This is a genomic window from Lactobacillus sp. CA30L (assembly GCF_059900845.1).
This window is the reverse complement of record NZ_JBWXGB010000005.1, coordinates 71,072-83,124: the sequence shown is the minus strand read 5'-3', so window position 1 is coordinate 83,124 and position 12,053 is coordinate 71,072. Positions and strand designations below refer to the sequence as shown.

Here is a 12,053-nt window from a genome sequence, read left to right as displayed (position 1 = left end):
AAAGATTGTGGTAACAAATGAGAACAATTGCAGTTGATGCGATGGGTGGCGAACATGCTCCAGAAGCGATCGTCCAAGCCGTTTTACGTGCGAAGGCCGAACTAACAGAAACGAAGTTCATCCTGTTTGGGGACGAGGCCAAAATAAGCGAGTTGGTAGGCGCTGACGGCGACCGCATAGAGGTCGTTGCAACTACCGAGATTATCAAGGATGAGGACGAACCGGTTAAGGCAATCCGCACCAAGAAGGATTCATCACTTGTTGCTGCCGCCCGCTGCGTTAAGCAGGGCAAGGCGGATGCGCTTCTGTCTTTGGGCAATACGGGGGCAATTTTGGCCTGCGGCATTTTTGTCATTGGCAGGATCAAGGGCATTGAACGGCCGGGGCTGATGCCGACCTTGCCGGTTAAAAGTTCAAGCGCGGGCTTCAACATGATTGACGTTGGCGCAAACGCGAAGAGCAAGCCAGAATACCTGCTCAATTGGGCCACAATGGCGTCGTACTATGCCGAACGGGTCCGGGGCGTCAAAAGTCCGCGCGTTGGCCTGCTCAACAACGGGGCTGAGAGCGACAAGGGCGACGACGTTCACCAACAGGCTTACCAGCTGCTTTTGGCCAGTAAGCTGAACTTTATCGGCAACATTGAGGGCAACGAGCTGCTTGACGGCCGGGCCGACGTCGTCGTGACCGATGGCTTTACCGGCAATGCGGTGCTTAAGAATATCGAGGGCACGGCCAGCGTGCTGATACACCTGCTGAAGGATGGGTTGCTAAACAACGGACTTGTGGTTAAGATGGGCGCCTTGCTGACTAAAAAGGCGCTGAAAAACTTGGTGGCGAAGTTTGACGTCGACAGGTACGGCGGCGCCGTCCTGCTCGGCGTTGACGCCCCTGTGGTCAAGACGCACGGGCGTTCCGATGCGCGTGCGATCTACTACACAATCAAGCAGGTTGATAAGATCATGCAGGAAAAGATTATTGATGAGTTTCGGGCTGAATTTGGGCACGCTGAGTAATTAGGTGTATAACCTATATAAGGAGAAAAAGTCATGACTAAAGAAGAAATTTTTACAAAAATCCAGGCCATCCTGGCGGAGAACCTTGAAGTCGACCGGGATAAGATTACTAATGCCACCAACTTTACCAAGGATTTGGACGCTGATTCCATAGATCTGGTTGAATTTATCATGCAGCTAGAGGATGAATTTGGCGCCGAGATTGCTGATGAGGACGCCGAAAAAATTAAAACGGTGGGTGATGCGGTGAATTATATTGCGGATCACCAAAAATAATTTCTAAATAATCGATTTGTGATTTGCATATAGTCGGTTTGATGTTTATAATTAGAAATTAAATAAATTTATTAAATATCTTTAATAAATTCGTTGAAAATTTGAGAGGGGAAATGACCTTTGGAAAGACAAAGTGATCTCTTGCTAGATATCCAGCATTTGCACACTGCATACCGTTTGCAAGGAAAATTTTACGATGCTGCGGATGATATTAACATAACGCTCAAGCGTGATGAGATTTTATCAGTTGTGGGGGAATCTGGCTGTGGCAAGAGTACAATTGCTGCAAGTATTATTGGGTTGTATGACCACAAGAATACGAAAGTAACCGGGGATATTCTGTATAATGAATTGAACCTTGTAGGTTTAAACGAAACCCTGTTTGATAAAATCCGCGGGAATAAGATTGGGATGATTTTCCAGGATCCCTTGGCCAGCCTTAACCCACTGATGCGGGTGGGTGACCAAGTGGCAGAAACGCTTTACTACCATACCGATATGAATGAAAAGCAGCGTCATGCCCGTGTGATTGAATTGTTCAACCAGGTGGGGATGCCTAAGCCCGAAGAAACTTTTGCAATGTATCCCTTTGAGCTTTCTGGTGGATTACGGCAACGGATTGTAATTGCGATGGCGATTGCCTGCAAGCCGGAGATTATTATTGCTGACGAACCGACCACCGCGCTTGACGTGACGATTCAGGCTCAGATTCTGGACCTGCTCGAAGATATTCAACGGCAGTCACACTCAGGAATCATTTTAATCACTCACGACTTGGGCGTTGTGGCCGAGACAGCTGATCAGGTGGCGGTGATGTATGCAGGTCAAATTGTGGAAAAAGCCGACGTTAAGACGATCTTTGAACATCCGTTACATCCTTATACTCGTTCATTGCTTAATTCGATGCCACAAACCGAAGATGAAGAAGATGACTTGCACGTGATCCAAGGGACAGTGCCGTCACTGCAAAACATGCCGCGTGAAGGCGATCGTTTTGCCGACCGCATTCCCTGGATTCCGGCCAGTGCACACGAAGAGAATCCGACAATGCATGAAGTTGAACCTGGCCACTGGGTCAGATGTACCTGTTGGAAGACGTTCCACTTCCAGGATGAAGCGAGTGGGGAGTAAGTTTTATGGCTAAAGAAATTATTCAAGTTAAAAATTTAAAAGTCCACTATCCGATTAGGTCTGGTTTTTGGAACAGAATTACCGACTACGTTCGTGCCGTTGACGATGTCAGTCTCACTATTAACGAGGGTGAGACCTATGGCTTAATTGGTGAATCTGGTTCCGGTAAGTCCACTACCGGTAAGGCAATTGTGGGCGTTGAACCGGTCACCAGTGGACAAATTATTTATAAGGGCGTGGATATTACCAAGTCCGCCAACCGGCGCAAGCTTAACTACAATAAGGACGTGCAGATGATTTTTCAGGACTCCATGTCCAGCTTGAATCCGCGCAAAAGAATTGAAGACATCATTGCCGAGCCGATTCGCAACTTTGAAAAGTTAACGACCGACCAAGAGCGTGATCGGGTACAGGAATTGCTTGATATTGTGGGGATGCCGAGCGATTCGATCTATAAGTATCCGCACGAGTTCTCGGGCGGCCAGCGGCAAAGAATTGGTGTTGCGCGTGCGGTTGCGACCAACCCGCGGCTGATTGTTGCCGATGAGCCAACGAGTGCCCTTGACCTTTCGGTCCAAGCCCAGGTTTTGAACTTCATGAAGCATATTCAGCAGCAGTACAACATTGCTTACCTGTTTATTTCGCACGATTTGGGTGTGGTTAAGCATATGTCTGAGAATCTGGCGATTATGCACCGCGGCCGGCTAGTGGAAATCGGTAGTCGGGAAGATATTTACAAGCATCCAATGCATATCTACACGAAGCGTTTGCTTTCGGCTATTCCAATGGTTGATGTGGAACACAGAGAGGAACACAAGCAGCACCGTGAGGAAGTTGAACAAGAATTTCAGAATGATCAGAGCAAGTGGTATGACAAGGATGGCCGTGTCTTCCCGCTGCAGCAGGTATCCGGCAACCACCTGGTTGCCCTCCCTGCAGATGAGGTCAGACAAGAAACATTGAATGAAAAGGGGAGCGACTAATAATGTGGAAAACAGTCTTAAGACGTATATTAATCATGATCCCACAGTTGATTATTTTGAGTATCTTGGTCTTCTTCTTGGCTAAAATGATGCCCGGTGACCCGTTCACGGGGCAGATCAACCCGAACACGGATCCTAAGCAGTTAGAGGCACTGAAGCGTGCCGCTGGACTTTATGATCCGGCACCGGTGCAGTATGCGCGCTGGGTGGGCAACCTCTTTAAGGGCGATTTGGGGACCAGCTACATTCAGCACGTTCCCGTTACCTCGCTGATTGCCGACCGTGCGGTCAACACCTTCTGGCTGTCGCTTTTGACAACCATCATCAGTTACTCAATTTCTATTCCGATGGGTGTTGCTGCCGGACGTCACCAGGACGAGTGGCAGGACCAGTCTGTGCAGATTTTTAACTACATTACCTTTGCAGTTCCACCGTTTGTCTTCTATATCTTAGGGATTTGGCTCTTCGGCTTTACCCTGGGCTGGTTCCCGATTTCTGGTTCGGTTTCACCTAATGCTTCGGGTTTCTTCGGAACGCTAGGTAGTCAGATTTACCACATCATTTTACCGGCCTGCCTGGTTGCTCTGGTCACTACGACCAATATCGTCCAGTACCTCAGAACGGGGATCGTTGACAACAAGGTGGAAGACTACGTGCGGACGGCCCACAGTAAGGGCGTTCCTGAAAACGTCGTCTTCAGAAAGCACATCCTGCGCAACTCGCTTTTGCCGATTGCTTCATCAATTGGTACGGTTATTACCGGTCTTTTGAGTGGTTCGATGATTATCGAGTCCGTCTTCAGTTACCCCGGCATGGGCAAGCTGTTTCTGGATTCGATTGCTCAACGTGACTACACGACCCTGACGGCGCTGATTTTAATCTTTGGTATTTTGACTCTTCTGGGCAACCTGCTGTCCGATATTATCATGAGTATTATTGACCCGCGGATCCGGATTAAATAGGGAGGAGAAAGAAATGTCTGAAAAGAAAGAAAATACTTTGAAAAAAGATACTAAGAAGCGTAAAATTTCCTCTCCGACGTCAGGTTTCAAGGTGGTTGTGCACGAGATTGTCAAAGACAAGATTGCCCTGACGGCCTTCATTGTTATTATCCTGGTCTTGCTATTTACGTTTGGTGGTTCCTTATTCCTCAATTCGGATAAGGTTGCAGAGACTAATATTATCGAATCTTATACCAGCTGGGCCACAAATGGCCACTTGCTGGGTACCGATGACGGGGGGCGTGACATCCTTAATCTCTTGATAATGGGTGGTCGCAACTCTATCCTAATCGGTCTGGGCGTGACCGCTGTCTGTGAGACGGTCGGCTTGCTCATTGGTCTGGTTTCAGGCTATTACGGCGGCTGGGTTGATGCAGTCATCATGAGAATCGTCGACTTTGTCCAGGTGCTGCCGACATTTCCAATTGAAATTGTCTTAGTAACAGTTGTTCCTAAATTTAGTCCAATAACATTAGTGTGGATTATTTCGCTTTTTGGCTGGACCTCGACGGCAAGGCTGATGAGGGCCTTCGTTCTCTCGCAGCGGGGCCGCGACTACGTGTTGGCCTCCAAGACGTCTGGTTCATCTGACATCAAGATCATGTTTCGGGAGGTTCTGCCTAACATTACCTCCATGTTGATTATCGACGTGGTTCTGACGGTTGCCGGCAACATTGGTATCGAAACGACTCTGTCCTTTATCGGCTACGGCTTGCCATCTGATGTACCATCGCTTGGTACCCTAATTGGGTTTGCCAACGACCCGGTGAATGTTGTCAGTCGGCCGTGGCTGTGGCTGCCTGCGACAATCTTGCTGTTGGCGATTTCTCTTAGCATTAACTACGTTGGTCGGGCCCTGCAGCGTGCGGGTGACGCTCGGCAGCGTGAAAACTAGCAAGGAAAAATATAATAATTAAGGGAGTGCTTTACAATAGACAGGCAACAGTCTGACTATTGTGAACGCTTTTTTATGTCGAAATATTAAAATGGAGTTTGCTTGTTGATTCATAAAGAAGTGATAGGCGTCTAGAGGTTGAACTATTAATTATCTATGCTAGTATTTAGTTGTTAGCTTGTTTTAAAAACTTTTTCTATTCCAATATAAGAAGGAGTTATGTGTAAATGAAAAAAACAAAATTACTTGGTACATTAGGAATTGTGAGTGCAGCTGCGCTTGCCCTAGCTGCTTGTGGCAAGAGCGATAACAACAATGCCGATGATGCCAAGACGGCCAGCAAGTTTCCAAGTGAAATGCCGAAGAAGGATATCAAAAAGGGGGGCACGCTTAAAGTGGCCCTGGAGACAGAGTCCCCATTCACGGGCATCTTCTCAGATGAATTAAATTCAACGGCCTTTGATAGTGATGTTGCTTCCCCGGGTGAGGAATCATTGTTTGATACGGATGATAACTACCGGATCAACGATAAGGGGCCAGCTACCCTGAAGCTTGACCGCAAGAACAATACTGTCACAATTACGATGAAAAAGGGCGTCAAGTGGTCAGACGGCAAGCAGGTAACCGCCAAGGACATGGAATACTCCTACGAAATCATGGCCAACAAGGCAACCAAGTCGCAAAGGTACGATTCCAAGTTTGAACTTATCAAGGGGATGAAGGACTACCACGAGGGCAAGGCTGATACTATTTCTGGTATCGAAATGCCAGAAGGCGAGAATGGCCGTACCATGGTACTGCACTACACGGAGTTAAAGCCGGGCATGTACAATTCGGGCAACGGATATTTCTGGGAAAGTGCTGCCCCTTACCACTACCTTAAGGATGTGCCCTTTAACAAGCTGGAATCTTCGGACAAGATTAGAAAGAACCCGCTTTACTTTGGCCCGTTCAAGCTTTCTAAATTGGTGCGGGGCCAGTCTGCTACGTGGACGCCTAACAAGTACTACTGGCGGGGCCAGCCAAAGCTCGACAAGATTGTCTACCAGGTTGTTTCACAAAACTCGGCTTCCCAGGCAATCAAGAGCCACAAGTTCGATGTAGCTGAAGTAGTTAATTCCCAGTGGACTGAAGTGAAGAACACCAAGGACGTAAAATTTGTTGCACAAATACCGCTATCATACAGCTACATGGGGTTCAAGGTCGGCAAGTGGGATGCCAAAAGGGGCAAGAACGTGATGGATTCGAAGTCCAAGATGAATAACAAGGCACTGCGGCAGGCCATTGGCTACGCAATGAACGTATCTGATGTTGACAAGCACTACACGCACGGGTTATCCTTCCAGGTGCCAACCCTCATTCCGGCTCAGTTTGGCGACTACTTTGACAAAGATACCAAGGGCTTCAGCTACAATTTGAAGAAGGCCAACCAGATTTTGGACAAGGCTGGCTACAAGAAGAAGGGCAAGTGGCGCGTGCAGCCTAACGGCAAACCGCTCAAGATCAAGTTTATGGCCATGGCTGGCAATTCTACCCAGGAGCCGACTATGCAGAACTACCTGCAGCAGTGGCACAAGATTGGGTTGAATGTTAGTCTTGCGGGTGGCCGTTTGACCGAGTTCAATTCATTCTACGACAAGCTTCGAAATGATGATCCGTCTGTTGACATGTTCATGGCAGCTATCAGTTTGGCAAGTGAACCCTCCCCGGCTACGATGTACGCGGAGAATGCATCATGGAACTACGCCCGTTTTGCAACGCCGGAGAATACCAAACTGATTAACGAATTAGACTCGCAAAAATCTTTCGACCACAAGTACCGGGTACAGAAGTTCCACGAGTGGCAGCAGTACATGTTTGATCAAGCCTACGTTATTCCGGTTAATAATTCCTACAAGGTTGTAGCGGTTAACGACAAGCTGACGGGTTATTCAATGAAGCCGTCACAAAATAACAACGGCCACCAATTATGGTACCAAGTTGGCTATGCTAAATAAGTATTTTTCAATAAGACAGTTAAGCCTCGAGATTTTCTCGGGGTTTTTATGTGAGCGTATATTTAATTATATAGAATTGCATTAGATTAAAATGAACAATGCTATTGAATATTTAATTAATTATGCTAATATTAAATTATTAACTTGTTTTGAAAACATTGCCAATCCTAATAATGAAGGAGTTATGTATATGAAGAAAGCAAAATTATTTAGTTCGTTAGGGGTCGTTAGTGCAGCAGCACTTGCCCTTGTTGCCTGTGGCAAGAGCAGCAACAATGATAATGCTGACGATGCTAAGACGGCCAGCAAGTTTCCAGCCGCAGTGCCGGCCAAGGAAACGAAGCAGGGTGGCACGTTAAAGTTGGCCCTGCTTGCCAACTCACCTTTTACCGGTATCTTTTCTAATGAGCTGTCTACCGTTACGACTGATTCAGAAGTAGCATCACCGGGTAATGAAGCGTTGTTTGATACGGATGATGACTACCGGATTAACGATAAGGGTCCGGCTACGATGAAGATTGACCACAAGAACAAGACGGTGACAATCACGGTTAAGAAGGGTGTCAAGTGGTCCGACGGTAAGCAGGTGACTGCCAAGGACGTTGAGTATCCCTACGAAATTATTGCAAACAAATCGTCAAAGTCACAGCGCTATAATTCCCAACTTGAAAAAATCAAGGGCTTGAAGGAATACCACGACGGCAAATCAAAGACGATTTCCGGAATTGAAATGCCGGATGGCCCATCAGGTCGGACAGTGATTCTGCATTACTCAGAACTAAAGCCGGGCATGACTAACTCAGGCAATGATTACTTCTGGGAATCAGCTGCGCCGTATCATTACTTGAAGGATGTGCCGTTCAGCAAGTTGATGTCTTCTGATAAAATCAGAAAGAAGCCGCTCTACTTTGGACCGTTCGTCTTAACCAAGTTAGTGCGTGGGCAAGCCGCTACGTGGACGCCCAACAAGTACTACTGGCGCGGTAAGCCAAAATTGGACAAGATTGTTTACCAAGTTGTTTCGTCACAATCAGCTTCTCAGGCCATTAAGAGCCACAAGTTTGACATTACTCAGGTAATCAACTCCCAGTGGAATCAAGTTAAGGACACTAAAGGAGTCAATTTTGTAGCTGATATTCCATTGGGCTATTGGTATATTGGCTTTCATCTCGGCAAGTGGGATGCCAAACAGGGCAAGAACGTGATGGATCACAAGTCGAAGATGAACAACAAGGCATTGCGTCAAGCTATCGGCTATGCGATGAACGTTGACGACGTTTTGAAGCACTACACTCATGGCATGTCATTTAGAGTTCCAACTTTAATTCCAGCCCAATTTGGCGATTACTTCAACAAGGACATTAAGGGCTATACGTATAACCTGAAGAAGGCCAACGAAATTCTAGACAAGGCCGGCTACAAGAAGAAGGGCAAGTGGCGTGTTCAGCCCAACGGCAAGCCACTGAGCATTAAGTTCATGGCCATGTCCGGTGGCGTTACGCAGGAACCGATTATCCAGAACTATATTCAACAGTGGCACAAGATTGGTCTGAATGTTACCCTTACCGGTGGACGCCTGACCGAAGGCAACTCCTTCTACGATAAGATTCATAACGATGATCCGTCATATGACATGTTTGAAGCAGGCTGGTCGCTTTCATCTGAGCCATCACCAATGGGTCTCTATAATGAACATACAGAGTTCAATTATGATCGCTTTGTGACACCCGAGAACAATAAACTGCTTGAGGAGATGGATTCACAGAAGGCCTTCAACCACAAGTACAGGGTGGAGAAATTCCACGAATGGCAGAAGTACATGTTTGACCAGGCGTTTGTCATTCCCGAACAGAACAGTTACAGTGTCAAAGCAGTTAATAAGAAGATTTCTGGTTACTCTTTGAAGCCGTCTGAAAGCACTAATGGTTACCCGCTGTGGTACAAGGTTGGTTTTGTTAAGTAAATAGTCAATACTAGTTAATAAAGATCTTGGGCTTTGTCTCAGGATCTTTTATTGTGGCCACAAATATGTTATAAATTTAATTAGATAAAAATGAATAATTTTATTGCTTTTTTCATTTTATGTGGTATTATTTAATCATTAACTTGTTTTAGAAACTTCACTAATTATTCTACTAGTGAAAAGGAGTAAAAAAATGAATAAAACAAAATTACTTAGTTCAATTGGCGTTGTTAGTGCAGCAGCACTTACTCTAGTAGCCTGTGGCAAAAGCGGCAGCAGCAATGAAGGTGCAAAAACGGCCAGCAAGTTTCCCGTTGAAATGTCTAAAAAGGACGCTAAGCAAGGCGGAACATTAAAAATTGCAGAAGAAACCGATACTCCTTTTACTGGCGTATTTAATGAAGAGCTGCAAATGGATCAGCCTTCCGCCGATGTTTCATCGCCTGGACAAGAATCGTTGTTTGATACCGATGATCACTATAAGATCACTGACAAGGGTCCTGCAACCTTAAAGCTAGATCGTAAGGCCAAGACGGTTACGATTACGGTTAAAAAGGGCGTCAAGTGGTCCGACGGCAAGCAGGTAACCGCTAAGGATATTGAATATGCTTATGAAATTATCGCCAACAAGGCCACAAAATCACAGCGATATTCCAGTCAATTTAATATCATTAATGGCATGCAGGAATATCATGAAGGCAAGGCCAAGACGATTTCCGGCATCGAAATGCCGGATGGCGAAGACGGCCGTGTAGTTGTGCTGCATTGCAAGGAATTGAAACCCGGAATGTACAACAGCGGCAATGGCTATTTTTGGGAATCAGCGGCTCCGTACCACTACTTAAAGCATATTCCGTTTGCAAAGTTGGAAGCTTCAGATGAAGTTAGAAAAAAGCCGCTGTACTTTGGCCCGTATAAAGTCGATCATATCGTCCGCGGTCAGTCGGTTACATGGGTGCCAAACAAGTACTACTGGCGCGGCAAGCCAAAATTGGATAAGATCATCTACCAAGTGGTTAACCCTAATTCAGCTTCGCAATCAATTAAAAGTCATAAGTTTGACGTTGCACGGGTTGTTAACGCACAGTGGAAGCAGGTAAAGGGCACCAAGGACGTTACGTTTGTCGCCCAGGTTCCACTTGCATACCGCTATGTTGCATTCAAGGTCGGCAAGTGGGATGACAAGAAGTCTAAGAATGTCATGAATCCTAACGCTAAAATGGGCAACAAGTCATTGCGCCAGGCCATGGCTTATGCGATGAATACCGATGCGGTCTACAAGCACTATACTGATGGCTTGAGTTTCCAGATTCCAACATTAATTCCGGCCCAGTTTGGTGATTACTTCGACAAGAGCAACAAGGGCTACACTTATAATCTGAAGAAGGCCAACCAAATTCTGGATAAGGCCGGCTTTAAGAAGAAGGGCAAATGGCGGGTGCAGCCGAACGGCAAGCCGCTTGCGATTACCTTTGCGGCCATGTCTGGTAGTGCAATCCAGGAACCGATTGTGCAAAACTATATTCAACAGTGGCACAAGATTGGCCTGAACGTGAAGCTGCTGGGCGGTCGTCTAACGGAGTTCAATTCGTTCTACGACAAGGTCCAGCACGACGATCCGAAGGTCGATATGTTCATGGCAGGCTGGAGTCTGTCTTCAGAGCCTTCGCAGCAGCAAATGTTCAGTGAAGGAACAATGTCAAACTACTCCCGTTTTGTCACGCCGGAGAACAATAAGCTCATTGAGGAAATGGATTCGCAAAAGGCCTTCAATCACAAATACCGGGTTGAGAAGTTCCATGAGTGGCAGAAGTACATGGTTGATCAGGCTTACGTAATTCCAACTTATAATGAATACCAAATTGATGCTGTTAACAGCAAGCTGGCCGGATATTCACTTAAACCTTCACAAAACAATAATGGTCACCAATTATGGTACCAAGTTGGCTACGCTAAATAATTAAAGTCTCCTTAATGCATCAATTAGACCACACTTTTTACAGTAATGAAGAAAACTATTGCATAAATTTTCAGCAATGGTTTTCTTTTTTATTTTAGGTGGTAAAAACTGGTATAATCTAAGAAGACAAGGGGGCTGGCAAAATGGTTAGTACAAAATTTATTAATCAGTTAAAGACGAAATACAAAATCAGGTTTGATAATCCCAAACTTCTGGAAGAGGCCTTTACGCACTCTTCTTATGCAAATGAGCACCCCGGAGACGGGATTCGCAACTATGAAAAGCTGGAATTTTTGGGGGATGCGGTGCTTGAATTGGCAATCTCGAACTACCTGTACCGGAATTTCCCCGATTTAAACGAGGGTGAACTGACGCGCATGCGGTCCAACATTGTTGACACCGAGGGCTTTGCCGAGTTTGCGCAGGAGTTTGGCTTCCCTGCCCAAATCAATCTGGGTCATGGTGAAGAAAAAGCGGGGGCACGTGCGCGCAAAACACTCTTAGAAGACGTGTTTGAGGCGTTCAATGGTGCGCTTTTCCTTGATCAGGGCATGGATGCGGTCGAGCACTTTTTAAGCCTGACCGTTTACCCGTTAATTGATGCCGGCAAGTTTGATGCCTCGCGCGACTATAAGACTGACCTGCAGGAATTATTGCAGCAGGACGGACCGGTGCGGATTGAATACACGGTCTTGACAGAGGAGCAGATGCCTTCCCGCTTTACCGTCCAACTGGCGGTCAACGGCAAGGCCGTGTCCCAGGGCGCAGGACACAACAAGAAGGCCGCAGAGCAAGAGGCCGCCAAGGCCGCCCTGAAGCTGCTCAATTAAA

The 12,053-nt window shown here is 46.5% G+C and carries 10 protein-coding genes; all 10 read left to right on the top strand.

Annotation, left to right across the window (positions count from 1 at the left end):
* Nucleotides 1–17: 17 nt before the first annotated feature.
* The 10 genes from plsX to rnc all read left to right on the top strand — a co-directional run bounded on the left by plsX (nucleotide 18) and on the right by rnc (nucleotide 12,052).
* On the top strand, nucleotides 18–1,016 hold the full coding sequence (gene plsX / locus AC2JF8_RS06945) for a phosphate acyltransferase PlsX (protein WP_500762305.1): 999 nt from the start codon (nucleotides 18–20) through the stop codon (nucleotides 1,014–1,016).
* Between the two features lie 33 nt (nucleotides 1,017–1,049).
* Nucleotides 1,050–1,292, top strand: coding sequence for an acyl carrier protein (acpP, locus tag AC2JF8_RS06940; RefSeq protein WP_500728982.1), 243 nt, complete (start codon nucleotides 1,050–1,052; stop codon nucleotides 1,290–1,292).
* Between the two features lie 120 nt (nucleotides 1,293–1,412).
* Nucleotides 1,413–2,423, top strand: a complete 1,011-nt coding sequence (locus AC2JF8_RS06935) for an ABC transporter ATP-binding protein (RefSeq protein WP_500728981.1) — start codon at nucleotides 1,413–1,415, stop codon at nucleotides 2,421–2,423.
* A gap of 5 nt (nucleotides 2,424–2,428) precedes the next feature.
* Nucleotides 2,429–3,406 (top strand): ATP-binding cassette domain-containing protein, encoded by a 978-nt coding sequence (locus AC2JF8_RS06930; protein WP_500728980.1) that lies wholly within the window; start codon nucleotides 2,429–2,431, stop codon nucleotides 3,404–3,406.
* A 2-nt stretch (nucleotides 3,407–3,408) separates the two neighbouring features.
* Nucleotides 3,409–4,368 (top strand): oligopeptide ABC transporter permease, encoded by a 960-nt coding sequence (gene opp4B / locus AC2JF8_RS06925; protein WP_500728979.1) that lies wholly within the window; start codon nucleotides 3,409–3,411, stop codon nucleotides 4,366–4,368.
* A gap of 13 nt (nucleotides 4,369–4,381) precedes the next feature.
* Nucleotides 4,382–5,302, top strand: a complete 921-nt coding sequence (locus AC2JF8_RS06920) for an ABC transporter permease (protein ID WP_500728978.1) — start codon at nucleotides 4,382–4,384, stop codon at nucleotides 5,300–5,302.
* 227 nt (nucleotides 5,303–5,529) lie between these two features.
* A complete protein-coding gene (locus AC2JF8_RS06915) occupies nucleotides 5,530–7,299 on the top strand; it encodes an oligopeptide ABC transporter substrate-binding protein (RefSeq protein WP_500728976.1) in 1,770 nt (589 codons plus the stop codon).
* Between the two features lie 190 nt (nucleotides 7,300–7,489).
* Complete coding sequence (locus AC2JF8_RS06910; protein WP_500728975.1) at nucleotides 7,490–9,262, top strand: oligopeptide ABC transporter substrate-binding protein; 1,773 nt, start codon at nucleotides 7,490–7,492, stop codon at nucleotides 9,260–9,262.
* A 193-nt stretch (nucleotides 9,263–9,455) separates the two neighbouring features.
* Nucleotides 9,456–11,222: an oligopeptide ABC transporter substrate-binding protein gene (locus tag AC2JF8_RS06905; RefSeq protein ID WP_500762303.1), complete on the top strand. Its 1,767-nt coding sequence runs from the start codon at nucleotides 9,456–9,458 to the stop codon at nucleotides 11,220–11,222.
* 143 nt (nucleotides 11,223–11,365) lie between these two features.
* Nucleotides 11,366–12,052, top strand: a complete 687-nt coding sequence (gene rnc, locus AC2JF8_RS06900) for a ribonuclease III (protein ID WP_500762301.1) — start codon at nucleotides 11,366–11,368, stop codon at nucleotides 12,050–12,052.
* Nucleotide 12,053: the final 1 nt, after the last annotated feature.

Excerpts from the sequence above, each read along its gene's own strand:
- plsX (WP_500762305.1), top strand. The coding sequence starts at position 18 with ATGAGAACAATTGCAGTTGATGCGATGGGTGGCGAACATGCTCCAGAA.
- acpP (WP_500728982.1), top strand. The coding sequence starts at position 1,050 with ATGACTAAAGAAGAAATTTTTACAAAAATCCAGGCCATCCTGGCGGAG.
- AC2JF8_RS06930 (WP_500728980.1), top strand. The coding sequence starts at position 2,429 with ATGGCTAAAGAAATTATTCAAGTTAAAAATTTAAAAGTCCACTATCCG.
- opp4B (WP_500728979.1), top strand. The coding sequence starts at position 3,409 with ATGTGGAAAACAGTCTTAAGACGTATATTAATCATGATCCCACAGTTG.
- AC2JF8_RS06920 (WP_500728978.1), top strand. The coding sequence starts at position 4,382 with ATGTCTGAAAAGAAAGAAAATACTTTGAAAAAAGATACTAAGAAGCGT.
- AC2JF8_RS06915 (WP_500728976.1), top strand. The coding sequence starts at position 5,530 with ATGAAAAAAACAAAATTACTTGGTACATTAGGAATTGTGAGTGCAGCT.
- AC2JF8_RS06910 (WP_500728975.1), top strand. The coding sequence starts at position 7,490 with ATGAAGAAAGCAAAATTATTTAGTTCGTTAGGGGTCGTTAGTGCAGCA.
- AC2JF8_RS06905 (WP_500762303.1), top strand. The coding sequence starts at position 9,456 with ATGAATAAAACAAAATTACTTAGTTCAATTGGCGTTGTTAGTGCAGCA.
- rnc (WP_500762301.1), top strand. The coding sequence starts at position 11,366 with ATGGTTAGTACAAAATTTATTAATCAGTTAAAGACGAAATACAAAATC.